The organism is Aquibium oceanicum (assembly GCF_001889605.1).
Classification (GTDB): domain Bacteria; phylum Pseudomonadota; class Alphaproteobacteria; order Rhizobiales; family Rhizobiaceae; genus Aquibium; species Aquibium oceanicum.
Window position 1 is genome coordinate 2,330,424 of record NZ_CP018171.1, and the last position, 15,266, is coordinate 2,345,689.

16 protein-coding genes are annotated in these 15,266 nt (G+C 66.6%); 7 read left to right on the forward strand and 9 right to left on the reverse strand.

Annotation, left to right across the window (positions count from 1 at the left end; all coding sequences use genetic code 11):
• The first annotated feature begins 162 nt into the window (after positions 1 to 162).
• Positions 163 to 1,128 (forward strand): glycoside hydrolase family 25 protein, encoded by a 966-nt coding sequence (locus BSQ44_RS11535; RefSeq protein ID WP_072604186.1) that lies wholly within the window; start codon positions 163 to 165, stop codon positions 1,126 to 1,128.
• A gap of 604 nt (positions 1,129 to 1,732) precedes the next feature.
• On the opposite strand, the gene BSQ44_RS11540 is transcribed toward BSQ44_RS11535, so the two are convergent.
• From BSQ44_RS11540 to BSQ44_RS11580, 9 genes are all read right to left on the reverse strand, one after another.
• Positions 1,733 to 2,620 carry an amidohydrolase family protein gene (locus tag BSQ44_RS11540; protein ID WP_072604188.1) on the reverse strand — a complete coding sequence of 296 codons (888 nt, stop codon included), beginning with the start codon at positions 2,618 to 2,620 and terminating at the stop codon, positions 1,733 to 1,735.
• On the reverse strand, positions 2,620 to 3,747 hold the full coding sequence (locus BSQ44_RS11545) for a vWA domain-containing protein (RefSeq protein WP_072604191.1): 1,128 nt from the start codon (positions 3,745 to 3,747) through the stop codon (positions 2,620 to 2,622). Before BSQ44_RS11545 ends, BSQ44_RS11540 begins: the two co-directional genes overlap by 1 nt.
• A complete protein-coding gene (locus BSQ44_RS11550) occupies positions 3,744 to 4,619 on the reverse strand; it encodes an AAA family ATPase (RefSeq protein ID WP_072604194.1) in 876 nt (291 codons plus the stop codon). Before BSQ44_RS11550 ends, BSQ44_RS11545 begins: the two co-directional genes overlap by 4 nt.
• A gap of 253 nt (positions 4,620 to 4,872) precedes the next feature.
• Positions 4,873 to 5,880, reverse strand: a complete 1,008-nt coding sequence (locus BSQ44_RS27725) for a xanthine dehydrogenase family protein molybdopterin-binding subunit (protein WP_072604196.1) — start codon at positions 5,878 to 5,880, stop codon at positions 4,873 to 4,875.
• 1 nt (position 5,881) lies between these two features.
• Positions 5,882 to 7,249, reverse strand: a complete 1,368-nt coding sequence (locus tag BSQ44_RS27730) for a xanthine dehydrogenase family protein molybdopterin-binding subunit (RefSeq protein ID WP_250637824.1) — start codon at positions 7,247 to 7,249, stop codon at positions 5,882 to 5,884.
• 10 nt (positions 7,250 to 7,259) lie between these two features.
• Complete coding sequence (locus BSQ44_RS11565; RefSeq protein WP_072604198.1) at positions 7,260 to 7,745, reverse strand: (2Fe-2S)-binding protein; 486 nt, start codon at positions 7,743 to 7,745, stop codon at positions 7,260 to 7,262.
• Between the two features lie 40 nt (positions 7,746 to 7,785).
• Positions 7,786 to 8,580, reverse strand: coding sequence for an FAD binding domain-containing protein (locus tag BSQ44_RS11570; protein ID WP_072604201.1), 795 nt, complete (start codon positions 8,578 to 8,580; stop codon positions 7,786 to 7,788).
• A gap of 11 nt (positions 8,581 to 8,591) precedes the next feature.
• A complete protein-coding gene (locus BSQ44_RS11575) occupies positions 8,592 to 9,032 on the reverse strand; it encodes an SRPBCC family protein (protein WP_072604204.1) in 441 nt (146 codons plus the stop codon).
• A 100-nt stretch (positions 9,033 to 9,132) separates the two neighbouring features.
• On the reverse strand, positions 9,133 to 9,957 hold the full coding sequence (locus tag BSQ44_RS11580) for an AraC family transcriptional regulator (protein ID WP_072604206.1): 825 nt from the start codon (positions 9,955 to 9,957) through the stop codon (positions 9,133 to 9,135).
• 169 nt (positions 9,958 to 10,126) lie between these two features.
• Here BSQ44_RS11580 and BSQ44_RS11585 point away from each other — a divergent pair, with 169 nt between their 5' ends.
• The 6 genes from BSQ44_RS11585 to BSQ44_RS11610 all read left to right on the forward strand — a co-directional run bounded on the left by BSQ44_RS11585 (position 10,127) and on the right by BSQ44_RS11610 (position 15,265).
• The gene (locus tag BSQ44_RS11585) at positions 10,127 to 11,152 is read left to right on the forward strand and encodes a LacI family DNA-binding transcriptional regulator (protein WP_072604209.1); all 1,026 of its coding nucleotides are present in this window, start codon (positions 10,127 to 10,129) and stop codon (positions 11,150 to 11,152) included.
• Positions 11,153 to 11,282: 130 nt separating this feature from the next.
• A complete protein-coding gene (locus BSQ44_RS11590; protein WP_072604212.1) occupies positions 11,283 to 12,608 on the forward strand; it encodes an ABC transporter substrate-binding protein in 1,326 nt (441 codons plus the stop codon).
• Positions 12,609 to 12,679: 71 nt separating this feature from the next.
• Positions 12,680 to 13,627 (forward strand): carbohydrate ABC transporter permease, encoded by a 948-nt coding sequence (locus BSQ44_RS11595; protein ID WP_072604215.1) that lies wholly within the window; start codon positions 12,680 to 12,682, stop codon positions 13,625 to 13,627.
• Positions 13,624 to 14,562 carry a carbohydrate ABC transporter permease gene (locus BSQ44_RS11600; protein WP_072604217.1) on the forward strand — a complete coding sequence of 313 codons (939 nt, stop codon included), beginning with the start codon at positions 13,624 to 13,626 and terminating at the stop codon, positions 14,560 to 14,562. Before BSQ44_RS11595 ends, BSQ44_RS11600 begins: the two co-directional genes overlap by 4 nt.
• Complete coding sequence (locus tag BSQ44_RS11605) at positions 14,559 to 14,864, forward strand: hypothetical protein (protein WP_072604219.1); 306 nt, start codon at positions 14,559 to 14,561, stop codon at positions 14,862 to 14,864. Before BSQ44_RS11600 ends, BSQ44_RS11605 begins: the two co-directional genes overlap by 4 nt.
• Positions 14,861 to 15,265, forward strand: a complete 405-nt coding sequence (locus BSQ44_RS11610) for a DUF1801 domain-containing protein (protein WP_072604221.1) — start codon at positions 14,861 to 14,863, stop codon at positions 15,263 to 15,265. The genes BSQ44_RS11605 and BSQ44_RS11610 overlap by 4 nt, the downstream gene beginning before the upstream one ends.
• Position 15,266: the final 1 nt, after the last annotated feature.

A 15,266-nucleotide genomic window follows, 5' to 3' on the forward strand; every position in this document is an offset into this window, starting at 1 on the left:
CGAGGCCCGGGGGGAGGTCATCTTTTCGAGTCCGGCAGGAGCGAACCGCGCGAATTTCGTTCGGATTCAGTCTTTGTTGGTAATTTCCTGTTCACTTCGATGGAGAGTGCGTGCGGCGTCCGGCCCGCGTCCACCCGAACAGTGCCTGAGTCCGGGGTTTTCATGCGTACGTCTCGACTAGCGACGATCCTGCTTGCCAGCGCCATCCTGACCGGTTGCACCAGAAGCGCCGGGCTCGAAGACCTGGTTCCGCGTCCCTCGATGGAGGTGACGAATTCGATCTCCCGCCCCGACGCTCCCGTTGCCGAAGCGAACGAAACGGCGTCCCAGGATGAACCCGCCGGGACCGGTGGAGAGGCGTCCGCGCCCGTGGTGGAGGCGGCGCTGGTCGCGCCCGACAAGCCGTCCCCTGCGGCAAAGGCGCTGCTGGACGGCACGGTTCATCCGCAGCGCTTCCGCGACGCCCACCCGATCAATTTCGGCAAGGCCTCGCCGCGCAACCTCGCCGTTCACGGGGTCGATGTCTCGCGCTGGCAGGGCAACATCGACTGGCCGAAGCTGAGGACGCAAGGGGCGAACTTCGTCTGGATCAAGGCCACGGATGGCGGCGACCATCTCGATCCGATGTTCCGGCGCAACTGGAATGCCGCCGCCCTGGCCGGCGTGCCGCGCGGCGCCTACCATTTCTTCTACTGGTGCCGCACCGCATCCTCGCAGGCCGACTGGTTCATCCGCAACGTGCCGAAGACCAAGGGTGCCCTGCCGCCGGTGCTCGACGTCGAATGGAACCACCTGTCCGAATGCAAGAAGCGGCCCTCGCGCGAGCAGGTGCTGGAGAAGATGCAGGTCTTCATGGACAGGCTGGAGAAGCACTACGGGCAGCGGCCCATCATCTACACCGCGCCCGACTTCTACCGCGACAACCTGAAAGGCGCATTCCCGAACCATCCCTTCTGGCTGCGCTCGGTCGCCGCGCATCCGTCCAAGGTCTATCCAGGCCGCGACTGGGTGTTCTGGCAGTATTCGGGCTCCGGTCTGTCGCACGGGGTGGACGAGCGCATCGATTTGAACGTCTTCGTCGGCTCGGAAGGTCAGTGGCGCAAGTGGCTCGCCGCCAACGCGGGGTAGGCGGATCTCTCCGATGGGCTACGGGCGCGACTTATCGCCGCCACGCCCGCGAATGCGTCTGGCATTTGAGGTCCCATCTCCCAAGGGAGGCGGTGCGCGCGCTGGCGGACGGTCCGACAGCGCTGTTTTTCTAAAACGATGCCCGGCAGACGCGCACCGCCGACGCTGCTGCCCCCCTCTGACTCACCCTGTGCCCAAAGGCCGTGGGTCGCCAGCACCGGAGGGGCCGGGACCGTGGGGCCTTGCCGAGGCAATCCCCGACCCCGCCAACCGGACGAGGCCAATCCCGCACGCCGCCACGTCCCCCTGGTCGGCCCGGCAGCCACCCAAGGCCCGGCGGACGTGACGGAGCGCATGATGCGGCATGGCCGGGGTGCGTGGACAAGAATCTGCGAGACCGGCGGTCGGCGCCGGGGGGCCGGCAGCCGGATCAAGGGGTTGGCGCGCGGAACGACCTGGATTAGTCGCTGGTTTGTCCACGTGTCAGCTCGCGCGGCGCGCCGGGTCGGGGCCGACGATGAGCGACGCGCCCGTCACTGCACGACGAAAAACGTCCCGACGTCAGCGCAGGATGCCCCCGGCGGCCAGCCGGCGGCGCCCGTGGCTATCCCAGCCGGTAGACGCGCGCCGCTGTGTCGTGGAACAGGTTCGCCTGGTCGGCCTCGCTGAATTTTTCCGCCGCGGCGCGATGCGCCTGCATCAGGTCGGCGTAGCTGGTCCAGAGTTTCTCGATCGGGAAGTTTGAGCCGAACATCAGCCGCTCGCTGCCAAAGATTTCCATCGAAGCGTCGTAGATCGTGGAGATCAGCGCGGCGTCGTTGCCATGGACGAAGGTGCCGAGGCCGGAGAGTTTTGCGCTGAGATTGGGCGCCTGCGCCAGCGTCCGCAGCCCTTCCTTCCATTCCTCGACCGTACGGTCGTCGCTTGCGGTCAGCATGCCGACATGGGTGAGGATGAAATCGGTCTCGGGGTGTTCGCCGACGAGGTCGAGCCCATGGCGCATCTGGCCGGGGAAGAGCTGCAGGTCGAAGGACAGGCCGTAGTCCTTCAGGCGCCCGACATTCGCGCGCACCTTCGGATCGATCACCTGTCGCGCGTCCGCAGCGAAGCGGAAGGCGCTGTTTTCGTGCCAGTGCAGCTGCATGCGGATGCCGCGCAGCAGGGGGTATTTCCTCAGCCGTTCGAGTTGCGGGCGCACGTCGTCCACGGTCATGTCGGCATAGCCGACGATGGCGTGCGGCCAGCCGGTGCGATCGGCGGTCTCGCTGACGAATGCGACCTCCTTTTCGAAGTCCTCCTTCGCCCAGTTGGTCTGCACGTAGACGGCCCGGGTAACGCCGAGCCCTTCGCGGTCGGCGAGAAATTCCTCCATCGGATAGTCGCGGCGGATCGGTTCGTAGGGACCGAAGATGCGCGGCACCATCGCGCCGACGAGCCAGGGCTGGTCCGCCTGCCGCCAGATGTGGAAGTGCGAATCGATCACGTTCTGCATCACGACGCCTTTCGCCAGATCGTCTCGGCCGCCGGCGCGGGCCGGGCCAAAGAGAGGATGAAACGGGTGAGGGCCTCGAGCGAGGATCCGTCTACCAGATCGTCGAGGAAGGGCAGCACGGCCCGGAGGGCCGCCGTCTCGGGGCGGAAGCGCGGATCGGCGGCGAGCGGCGTGCAGAGCGACAGCCGGTGCGCCCGTGTCGAGAGCCGGCGCAGCGCGATTTCCATCTCGGCATGACCGCCGCGCTCCAGCCCGTCGGTCAGGAGTACGACCGACGCGCCGCGCGCGAAGGCAGCGAAGCGCGGGATGGCGAGGAAGGCGGCGAGCGCCGGCCCGATGCGCGTGCCGCCGTCCCAGTCCTCGACGAAGCCTGCGGCGCGCGCGAGCGCGGCGTCGCGGTCGGCAGCCTTGAGCGACGGCGTGATGCGGGTGAGGCGGGTGCCGATGGTGAAAATTTCGGCGCGCTCGGCGTGCCGCACGATCGTGTGGGCGAGATCGAGATGGTCCGCGGTATGCTGCTTCATCGACCCCGAGATGTCGATCAGCAGAAGCAGCTTGCGCTGCACGAGCGGGCGACGGCGCTTCGGCGGCTTCGGGATGTCGCCGTCGGTCCGCGCGATGGCTCGCAGCGAACGCCGCAGGTCCGGTTCGCCGCGCGAGCGGGTCCGCACGCTGCGTAGCGAGCGGCGCACGGGCAGGGCAGTGGGCAGTGCCCGGCCAAACGCGGCGAGCGTGGAGCCCCTGCCGGCAAAACGCCGCGCGCCCAACCGCTCGGCGCCCGAGGAGAGGGCGCCGCCCTTCTCCGACCGCGGTTCCTCCGCCTCCTGCTCGGGGGCCGCGTTGCCGTCCTTGACGCGGGTTTCATCGTCGCTGTCGCCTTCCGCCGCGAGTTCGGCGTCGCCCCAGAACCAGGCGCGGAACAGGGCGTCGAAATCGCCGCGACGATCCGGCTGCGGCGCCAGTGTCGCCAGCGCCGCCTGTCGGATATCCTCCATGGAGCGGGGGCCGAGCAGCGTCACGCCGCGCAGGAGGGCAATCGACTGCTCCGGCGCGACCGCGAAGCCGGCGGAGCGCAGCAGGCGTGCGAAGCCGAGAAGGTGATCGGCGGCTGGGGCAAGCTGGCTCACGACAGTGCGTCCTCGACGATTTTGTCGAAGTCCGGCGCCAGATAGGCGAGGTCTTCCTCGTCCTTGACGAGTACGCCGATGGCGCGGCGGAAGGCTTCGGGCCAAGGGCTGCCGCCTTTTTCCAGTACGGTGGCGGCATTGGCCCATTCGATCGCCTCGGAGATGCCCGGCGGCTTGGCGAGCGGCCGGGCGCGAATGTCGCGCACCGCGCGCGCGACGGCCCGGGCCGTCGCCTCGGCGACGTCGCCGGCGCGGAGCGCGATGATGCGGGCCTCGCGCTCGGCGTCGGGATAGCCGATCCAGTGGTACACGCAGCGCCGGCGCAGCGCCTCGGCCAGGTCGCGGGTGCGGTTGGAGGTGAGGATGACGACCGGACGCGCGGCGGCGGCGAGCGTGCCGCGCTCGGGGATGGTGATCTGGAAGTCCGACAGGAATTCCAGCAACAGCGCCTCGAACTCGTGGTCGCTGCGGTCGATCTCGTCGACCAGAAGCACGCTCGCATCGGGCTTGCGCAGCACCTTAAGCAGCGGCCGTTCGATCAGGAAACGGTCGTCGTAGATGTCGATCTCGTGCTCGCCCGCCTGCCGGATGGCGAGAAGCTGGCGCTGGTAGTTCCATTCGTAGAGTGCATGCGCGGCGTCGATGCCCTCGTAGCACTGGAGACGGACCAGCTCGGACCCGAGCATGCGGGCGATCACCTTGGCAGCTTCCGTCTTGCCGACACCGGGCGCGCCTTCGAGAAGCAGCGGCTTGCCGAGGCGTATGGCGAGGAAGATGGCGGTGGCGAGGCCTTCGTCGGCGACGTAGCGCTGCTCCGCCAGGCTTTCGGCGACGGCTTCGGGGGAGGGAGCGATGGATTCGATGCGGCTCATCTGGCGCGGACGCCGCCGAATCCCCCTCCCCCTTGAGGGGAGGGGTTAGGGGTGGGGGTCGGCAGCGCACCGGCCAGGATCGGCTGCACGTCGTCGGAGCAAACCTCGCAGGCAATCGCGCGGCAGTACCCCCACCCCTGCCGGGGCGAGCCGCTTGTCTCGCCCGTCCTTCGGACCCCCTCAAGGGAGAGGGGGGCGGGACCACCTCGCCCAGAGGGCCGCAAAAGGGAAACAACTTGTAACAAAATCGCTCCTAAACCGCCGCCCGCTGTTCCTTCAGCGCCCGCAGGATGCGTTCGGGCGTGATCGGCAGTGTATCGACGCGCACGCCGACGGCGTCGAAGATGGCGTTGGCGACGGCGGGGATCTGGGGGTTGGCGCACATCTCGCCGGGGCCTTTGGCGCCGTAGGGGCCGTCGGCGGAGGGGCGTTCGAGAACGATGATCTCGGTCTCGGCGAGGTCGCCGGGGCCGGGCATCAGGTACTGGTTGAAGTCGGTGCCGCCATGGTCGCGCGCGGGATAGTAGGGCTCCGTGGTCTCGTAGAGCGCATGCGAAATGCCCATCCAGGAGCCGCCGACGAGCTGCTGCTCGACCATTTTCGGGTTGAGCGCCCGGCCGATCTCAAACACGTTCTTCACCGTCAGCACCGTGACTTCACCCGTCTCGTCGTCGACGTCCACTTCCGCCACCGTGCAGGCGTGGGCGTAGCAGGTCGACGGCTTCATCGCGCCGGTCTCGGTCTCGGGATAGGAGCGCGGGATCAAAAACATGCCGCGGCCGGAGATCGAGCGGCCGTGCCTGAAGTGGGCCGCGAGCGCGGTGTCGAAGATCGAGATCGACTTCTGCGGCGCGCCCTTGACGTGGATCCCGCCGGCGCCGTCGAGTTCGAGGTCGGACGCGTCGACCTCCAGTTCCTCGGCAGCCACCTCCAGCATCACCTGCCGCGCTTCCGTGGCCGCCTGGATCACGGCGTTGCCGATGCGGTGTGTGCCGCGCGAGGCGAAGGTGCCCATGCAGTGCGGGCCGGTGTCGGTGTCGGCGGTGTCGATGGTCACCTGCTCGGCCGACACGCCGATGGTCTCGGCGCAGATCTGCGCCATCACCTGCTTCAGGCCCTGGCCGAGATCGACCGAGGAGAGCGTCACCATGAAGTTGCCGGTCGGCGTCGAGTGGACCAGCGCCTGGCTGGGATCGCCGCCGAGGTTCATGCCGGTCGGATAGTTGACCGCCGCCACGCCGCGGCCGCGCCGGATCGCCATCTCACTTCTCCCCGTAGGACGACATCTGCAGGTACTTTTCGGCGACCGGCCAGTTCGCGGCACGCGAGGCTTCCTGCATGCATTCGATCAGCGCCGCCCCCTCCGTCGGCTGGCGGTGCGCCTTCATGTCGCCGTCGCGATAGGCGTTGAGGAAGCGGAATTCGAGCGGGTCCATGCCGATCAGCCGCGCCAGCTTGTCCATCTGAACCTCGAGCGCAAAATCTGCGATGGTGACGCCGAAGCCGCGCATGGCGGAGGAGGGGGTGCGGTTGGTGTAGACGCAGTAGGTGTCGATCCAGACGTTCGGCACCGTGTAGGGGCCGGGATAGTGCGCCGCGCCTTTCTGAGCGCCGTAAGGCGAGTGGCGCGAATAGGCGCCGGCATCGGTGTAGCCGGTGACTTTCCGCGCCAGGATGCGGCCGTCCTTCGATATCCCGTCCTTGATGACGATCTTCTCGGCGGCGCGGGCGGAGGAGACCTGCATCTCCTCCTCACGGCTGTAGACGAAGGAGACCGGCTTGCCCGTCATCTTGGAGGCGAGAATGGCGATCGGCTCGACCGTCACGTCCACCTTGCCGCCGAAGCCGCCGCCCACCGTGCCGCCGACGAAATGCAGCTTGTGGCCGGGCATCTGGAGGATGATCGAGGTGTTGTCGAGCGTGAAGAACATCGCCTGCGTGTTGGTGTAGCAGGTAAAGCGGTCATTCCCCTCCGGCACCACGATGCAGCCGGTGGTCTCGGTCGGTGCGTGCTCGATCGGCGAGGACCAGTAGGTCTGTTCGAGGATGTGGTCGGCCTCGGCAAAGCCCTTCTCGACGTCGCCGAAGCGCACCTTGCGGTGGCTGCCGCTGTCGTAGGTGTAGTAGTTGTTGCCGTGGTACTCGTTGACCAGCGGTGCGCCGGGCGCCAGCGCCTCGTCGATGTCGAAGACGGCGGGCAGCACCTCGTAGTCTATCCTGACCTTGGCCGCCGCCTCGTTGGCCGCGCGCTCGCTGTCGGCCAGCACCGCGACCACGGCCTCGCCCTTCCAGCGCACCTTGTCGGCGGCGAGCACCTGCTCGTCCTCCGGGCCGATCTGGATCAGGATCAGGATCGTGTAGACGTTGTGCGGCACGTCCTTGTGCGTCAGCACCTTCGCCACGCCCGGGTGTTTCTCCGCCTCGGACGTGTCGATGGAGCGGATGCGGGCGTGGTGGTGCGGGCTGCGGACCATCTTCAAGTGCAGCATGCCGGGGTAGGAACGGTCGGCGAAATAGGCGGTCTTGCCCGTCACGTGGCCGGGCACGTCGGAGCGCTGCAGGCCCTGGCCGAGCTGCTTCAGGTCGTCCTGCCGCTGATCGGCGAAATAGTCCTTGGCGAGGCGGATCATCGGCGGTTCCTCATGCGGCCACATGCGAATTGGCGCGGGCGGCCGACAGCACGGCCTGGATGATCGGCTCGTAGCCGGTGCAGCGGCAGATGTTGCCTGAAATCGCCTCGACCACGTCCTCGCGGCTGGGGTTGGGGTTTTCGTCGAGCAGCGCCTTGGCCGCCATCAGCATACCGGGCGTGCAGAAGCCGCATTGCGCCGCGAATCCGTCGAGGAAGGCGCGCTGCAACGGGTGCATGACGCCGTCCTGCGACAGGCCGGCGGCGGTCGAGACGTCGCGGCCTTCGCAGGTCTCGGCAAGCGTGAGGCAGGAGAGCACCAGGTCTCCGTCGACCATGACCGAGCAGGCGCCGCATGTGCCCTGATGGCAGCCGCCCTTGGGGGAGGTGTCTCCGTGACGCTCGCGCAGGGCCTTGAGCAGCGTCGCGCCGCTCTCGACGAATTCGGCCCGCTCCTCGCCGTTGAGCGTGAACTGGACCGGAACCTTCTTTGCCATTCGTCTCCTCCCTTGCGAAACGGCTCGGTGGATATCGGGGTCAGGCGAGCATGAGCCGCCGGAAATGCACGGGCAGAACCTCGCCGCGATACCAGGCGCTGGCGACGGCATCGGTAAGCGGCGCGGTGCCCTCGCCGATGGCCGCGACGGCGTCGGCGATGCCGTCTTCCGTGAGCGTCTTGCCGACGAGCGCCTTCTCCGCCGCGGTCGCGCGCATTGGCCGGTCGCCCATGCAGCCGAGCGCGATGCGGGCGGCGCCCACCGTGCCGTCCGCGGCCTCTTCGATGACCGCGGCGATCGAGAGCACCGAGATGCCCTTCGGCTTGACGCGCGAGACCTTTGCGAAGCGGAACGCATCGGCAGCGGGGAGCTGGAAGCGGACCGATGTCACGATGCCGTCGAACGCGTCGCGGCCGGCTAGGAACTCCTCGATCAGCAGTTCGCGGCCGCCGGTATGAACCGTCGCGTCGAGCGCGAGCAGGGCCACGGAAAAATCGCCGTAGGGCGCCGGGGCGAAGAGATTGCCGCCCACGGTCGCCATGTTCCGCACCGCCGGCCCGCCGACCGCGCGGGCGGCGCTGGCGATCGTCGACAGTTCCGGGTGGCGGGCGATCTCGGCCATGGTGACGGAAGCGCCGAGCGTCGCCGTGCCGTCGGCGACAGAGATCTCGCGCAGGCTCCGGTCGGTCGCACGCACGAAGGTCTCGAACGACAGATCGCCCTCGTTGGCGGCGCGGACGACGAGGGTTCCGCCGCCCATGTAGCGCGCCGCACCGGCCGATAGCGCGGACTGCGCTTCGCCAACGGTCGGGAAACTCTGGAGCGAGAGCGGCATGGGACGCCTCCTCAGGCCTTGGCGAAATGGCTTTTCAGCGCGTCGAAGCCGCCTTGGAAGACGTTCTGACCCATGCCATTGGCGATGGTTTCCCCTTCGCCCTCCGGCGCGTCGAAGCTGGAGGTCCAGACGGCGAAGGTCCTGTCGCCGTCGGTCACGCGTTCGAGCTTCAGGGTCGCGGTGTGGTTGGAGATCGGCGCCGGGTGCTCGATGATCGAATAGGTGACGAGATGGTCGTCGTCCGAGAAGGCGAGGAGCTTCTCCCGGATCGTCGCGCCACTGCCGACCTTGAAGTTGCGCACGCAGCCGATGTCGGTTGAGGCCTTGCCGCCCTCGATGTGGCTCTCGACCATGCGCGGATGCCAGTCCGGCAGGCCGTTGAAGTCGCGGACGCGGTCCCAGACCTTCTCGATGGGCGCGTCGATGACGCTGGAGATCGTGATGGACGGCATGGCGGCTCCTCGCGCGATTCAGGGAGCCTCACTCTATTCGGATCGGGCGGGGCCGCTTATCAATGCGTCTCGGCTGCTTATCGAGGAGTATGAAAAACCGTCACGCCGCCACCCGCGCCGCCTCCCGGTAGAGTGTCGGCGGCACACCTGCGTGGTCGCGGAAGAAGCGGGTGAAGTTGCCCTGCGTCGTGAAGCCGAGATGGCAGGCGAGGTCGGTCAGCGATTCCTCCGACCCCTGCAACTGCCGCAGGGCCTCCTCCATGCGCAACGTGTTCCAGTAGACATTCGGCGTCAGCCTGGTCTCGCGCTTGAACAGCGAGAAGAAGTGCGGGCGCGACAGCCCGACGGCGCGCGCCAGTTCGTCGAGGCTCATGCGGGCGGCGAGATTGGCGCGCATCAGCGCGATCGCCTTGCGCACGCGGAAATCCAGATGCCGGTGGCGCGCGGCCTGATGCAATCCGGAGGATCGCCCGGCCCGCGAAGCCGCGACCAGTCTGTCGATCAGCCGCTCCATCTCGCAGGCCGTCAGATCGAACCGCTCCTCGCCGCCGGCAAGCTGCTGGAAGAAACCGAGCGCCATTGCGCGCAGTTCGGGCGCGAGCGGAACCGCCGGATGGCGGAAAATCGGAGCACCGACGGGAAGACCGAAACGGTCGGCCGCCCAGTCCGGCTCGATGTAGAGCGCCAGGAAAAGACCCGGTTCGCCGCCGGGAAAGCTGTGGCTGTGCGGCTCGAAGGAATTGATCCCGACCGCGAAATCGGGTCCCAGCGAAACGCTGCGCGTGCCGACCTGAATGCGGCCCGGTTCGCCGTCGAGCCACATGATGATGTGGCTTTCGGGATGGGCATGTGTCACCAGATCGCTGGCCGCGTTCAGGAACGAGAAATGCCCGAACCTGCCCCGGTAGAGCCTGATCGCGGTCATGTTTTCCTCCCACGAGCCCTTTGCCGGGCTCTTGAGCGAAGTTTGGTCCGACCAGTTCTCCGCGTCAAGGCAGCGCGTTTCGGGTGCGCGCGGGATCGGATGGGAAACCCGGGATGATTGACGTACCTCACGCGAGGCCCGATATTCGCCCTCCTGGGAGTGGTTCTTGATGCGTCCGACAGTCAACGACATCGCGAAAGCCGCGGGCGTCAGCCTCGCCACGGTCGACCGCGTCCTGAACGCCCGTTCGGGCGTGACGGAAAAGACCGTCCAGCGCGTCAACGCCGCCATCGACCAGCTCGGCTACGTGCGCGACGTGACGGCGGCGAACCTCGCGCGGCAGAGACGCTACCGGCTCGCCTTCGTGCTGCCCGAGGCGCCGGAGCTGTTTGTCGCCACCCTGCGCGAGGCGCTGTCGGAGGCGGGCAGGAGTTCCGCAGCCGACCGCACGGAGATCCGCACCCTGTCGTTTCCCGCCGGCAATCCGCATGCGCTGGTGCGCACGCTGCGCACCCTGAACGCCGGTAACACCGACGGCGTCGCGATCTTCGCGCCTGAAACGCCGCACGTCCGCGATGCCATCGCGCGCCTGAAGAGCGACGGGGTGCCGATCGTGGCGCTCGTTTCGGACCTCCCGAGCACCGGTAGAGACCATTTCGTCGGCATCGACAACATCGCCGGAGGGCGCACGGCCGGGTTCCTTATGGGCAAATTCCATGGAAAAAGCGGCGGATCCGTGATGGTTCTGGTCAGTTCCATGCAGGCTCGCGACAATGTCGAGCGACGTCTCGGCTTCGACCAGGTGATGGCCGAGAGCTTCCCCGAGATCGAGGTCCTGCCGTCGCTCGAAAGCCACGACGACGAGGAGATCACCGCCCGGGTCGTCTCGGAAGTTCTCGACGCGCGGCCGGATCTGACCGGAATCTACTCCGTCGGCCATGGCAGCCGGGCGCTCGTGGAGGTCCTGCGGACCCACCACCGCGCCCGCCAGCTGACCATCGTCGCGCACGAACTGACGAGCGTCACGCGCGAGGCGCTTAGAAGCGGTGTCATCGATGCAGTGGTCAGCCAGGACGTCGGCCATGTCGTGAGAAGCGCGCTGCGCGTCCTGCGGGCCAAGAGCGACGGGGTCGGGATCGTTCCGGCGCAGGAACGCATCCGCATCGAGATCGTCGTTCGCGAAAACCTATCCTGATTCCCCGTATCCACTGTCTCTCCAGGCATGGAAACATTCCCCTGCGGAAACGCGATTGACATGAGGTACGTACCTCATCTAGTCTCCTCTGCGTAGGCGTTGCGTTTGCACCCACTCGGGAGGATCCATCATGAAACATGCCCATCTGGCGGCAGTCGCCGCCATCTCGATCACGGCCGCGCTGTCGGCGAATTCGGCGCAAGCCGAAGACCTCACCCTCTGCTGGGCCGCCTGGGACCCGGCGAATGCCCTTGTCGAGCTTTCGAAGGATTTCGAGGCGCAGTCCGGCCACAAGATGAGCTTCGAATTCGTGCCATGGCCGAACTTTGCCGACCGTATGCTGAACGAGCTGAACTCCGGCGGCCAGCTCTGCGACCTGATGATCGGCGACAGCCAGTGGATCGGCGGCGCCGCCGAGAACGGCTGGTACGTGAAGCTGAACGACTTCTTCGATGCCAACGGCATCAAGATGGACGACTTCATCGACGCGACCGTGACCGGATACGCCGAATGGCCGAAGAACACGCCGAACTACTGGGCGCTGCCGGCCTTCGGCGACGTCGTCGGCTGGACCTACCGCAAGGACTGGTTCGAGCGCCCTGAAATCCAGACAGCCTTCAAGGAGAAGTACGGCCGCGACCTCGCGGTGCCCAAGACCTTTGCCGAACTGAAGGACATCGCAGAATTCTTCCAGAAGCGCGAGATCGACGGCAAGACCGTCTACGGTGCCTCGATCTACACGGAGCGCGGCTCGGAAGGCATCACCATGGGCGCGATGGACGTGCTCTATTCCTTCGGCTTCAAGTACGAGAACCCGGACAAGCCCTATGACATGGAAGGCTATGTCAACGGTCCGGGCGCCGTGGCGGGGCTCGAATACTACAAGGCGCTCTATGATTGCTGCGTCGCGCCGGGCACGTCAAACACCTACATGTCCGAAGGCATCGACGCCTTCAAATCGGGCCAGGTGGCGCTGCAGATGAACTTCGCCTTCACCTGGCCGGGCTTCGAGACCGACATGGACGTCGGCCGCGGCAAGACCGGGTATTTCGCCAACCCGGCCGGTCCGGACGGCGAACAGTTCGCCCAGCTCGGCGGGCAGGGCATCTCGGTCGTGGCCGCTTCCTCGAAGCAGGATGCGGCGTTGGAGTACATCAAGTGGTTCGCCCAGCCCGACGTGCAGGCCAAGTGGTGGTCGATGGGCGGCTTCTCCTGCCTGAAGGCGGTGACTCTCGCGCCCGACTTCCCGCAGAGCCAGCCCTACGCGCAGACCTTCCTCGACTCCATGGCGATCGTGAAGGACTTCTGGGCCGAGCCGTCCTATGCCACACTCCTTCAGGACGCGCAGAAGCGCTTCCACGACTACGTGGTGGCCGGGCAGGGGACGTCGCAGGAGGCGCTCGACGGCCTCGTTGCGGACTGGACCGAGACCTTCGAGGATGAAGGCAAGCTCTGACAGGACGACCAAGTCCTGAGGATACCGTCGGGTCCGCGCGCGGACCCGGCGGCCCCCGCAGAGAGACGAACATGACACACAGCCCCATCGAGCGCGTCGCCTTCGCCACACCGCCTGCCATCGCATCGCGCGCGCGGGGACTGTCGGACAGGGCGCTGGCCTGGATCTTCGTGACCCCGACCATTGCGCTGCTTCTTGCGATCAACATCTTCCCGCTGGTCTGGACCATCCGGCTGAGCCTGACCAACTACCGGGCCAACCGGGCCAATGCGGAGCTGGAATGGGTCGGCATCCGCAACTACACCCGCATTCTCACCGACGGCGACATCTGGCTGTCGATGCAGGCGACGGCGCATTTCCTGATCTGGACCATCGTCCTGCAGGTGGCGATCGGCTTCGCGCTCGCCTGGCTGATCAACCGGAAGTTCAAGGGCAACGATCTGTGGACCACGATCATCGTGCTGCCCATGATGCTGTCGCCCGCCGTGGTGGGTAACTTCTGGACCTTCCTCTACCAGCCGCAGATCGGCCTATTCAATTACGTGGTCTCCTTCTTGACCGGCATCGATCCGTCGTCTTTCTCCATGATCGGCGACGTCTCGTTGGCGCCCTGGTCCATCGTCATCGTCGACACCTGGATGTGGACGCCGTTCGTGATGCTGATCTGCCTGGCGGGCCTGCGCTCCATCCCAGACTACATCTACGAGGCCGCGGCCATCGACCGCGCCTCGCCCTGGCGCCAGTTCTGGACCATTACCGTGCCCATGGTGCTGCCCTTCCTGATGCTGGCCGTGCTCTTTCGCGGCATCGAGAACTTCAAGATGTTCGACATGGTGACGCTGCTCACCGGCGGCGGACCCGGCTCGACCACCGAACTCACCTCGATCAACCTGAAGCGCGAGGCCTTCGAGAAGTGGCGGACCGGCTATTCTTCGGCCTACGCCATCATCCTGTTCGTGACCGTCTTCGGCCTCGCCTCGATCTATGTGAAGGCGCTGAACAAGGTGAAGCAGCGATGAGCGGCTATTCCATCACGGAGGCGTCTCCGCGGCAGAAGTGGATCGCGGGCCTGCTCGTGGCTGCCTATACCATCGTGACGCTGGTCCCGCTGTTCTGGATCGTCGCCACGGGTTTCAAGTCGCCGAGCGACGCCATTGCCTATCCGCCGAAGGTCGTCTTCGAGCCGACGCTCGAGGGTTACGTCAACCTGTTCACCACGCGCACACGCATGAACCCCGACCAGCTCGAGGAACTGGGACCGCCGCAGACCTGGTACGACCGCATCGTGCGCCAGTACGACATGGTGATCTCCGGACCGTCCCGGTTCGGCGAAAGGTTCCTGAACTCCGTCATCATTGGCTTCGGCTCGACCTTCCTGTCTATCTTCCTTGGCACCTTGGCGGCCTACGCCTTCTCGCGTTTCAAGGTGCCGCTGAAGGACGACCTCCTGTTCTTCATCCTCTCCACCCGGATGATGCCGCCGATTGCCGTGGCGATCCCGATCTTTTTGATGTTCCGCACGCTCGGGCTTTCGGACACGCATCTCGGCATGATCCTGCTCTATACGGCGGTGAACATCTCGCTTGCGGTCTGGCTGCTGAAGGGGTTCATCGACGAGATCCCGCGCGAATACGAGGAGGCGGCGCTGATCGACGGCTATTCGCGTTTCCAGGCGTTCTACAAGGTCGTGCTGCCGCAGGCAGCAACCGGCATCGCCTCGACCGCGATCTTCTGCCTGATCTTCTCGTGGAACGAATACGCCTTCGCGGTGCTGCTGACCTCCGGCACGGCGCAGACCGCGCCGCCGTTCATTCCGACCATCATCGGCATCGGCAAGGACTGGCCCGCGGTCGCCGCCGGCACCACGCTGTTCCTGATCCCGGTGATGGTGTTCACCATCCTCCTGCGAAAGCACCTGCTGCGCGGCATCACATTCGGGGCGGTGCGCAAATGAGACAGCCTTTTTCCCCGGACGACACGCTGACGAAGGCGGAACGCGACGCCGAAAAGTCCCTGCCGCCGCCGGATGCGGCGGCCTCCGGCGAACGGCCAAAGGCACGCTATCGCATTCACCCGGCACAGCGGATCTTCGTTCGCGGGCCGTGGGAGATGGCGGCGTCGATCACGATCGGCGTCGGCGTGGTGATGCTGATGCAGCCATTCTTCATGTGGGCCTATTCCTGGTCCTTCCTCGTCACGCTGGTGGGCACGGTCTCGTTCATCATCGTCAGCCACTTTCCGGAGGGCGAGGGATGACCGCCGCGCCGTCCCCCGAGGTCGCGGAGGTCTTCGCGCGGATGCCCGAGCCGATCCGCGACCAGGCGCTGGCGCTGCGCGCGCTGGTGCAAGAGGCGGCGGCAAGCATTGATGGCGTGAAGCTCGTCGAGACGCTGAAATGGGGCGAGCCTGCGTATCTGCCGGGCCGCGCCGGCACCACGGTGCGGATCGGCTGGGACCGGAGCAGCGGCGACGTCCGGCTTCTGGTCAACTGCCAGACCACGCTGGTCGAGCATTGGCGGACCCGGTTCGATGGCCGGCTGGCCTTCGAAGGCAACCGCGCGGTGGTCGTGCCGGTAGCTGCACCGCTCGATGTGCCGGCCTTGCGCGCCTGCATCGCCGATGCGCTGACCTATCACGCATCGAAGCGGAGGAATTGAC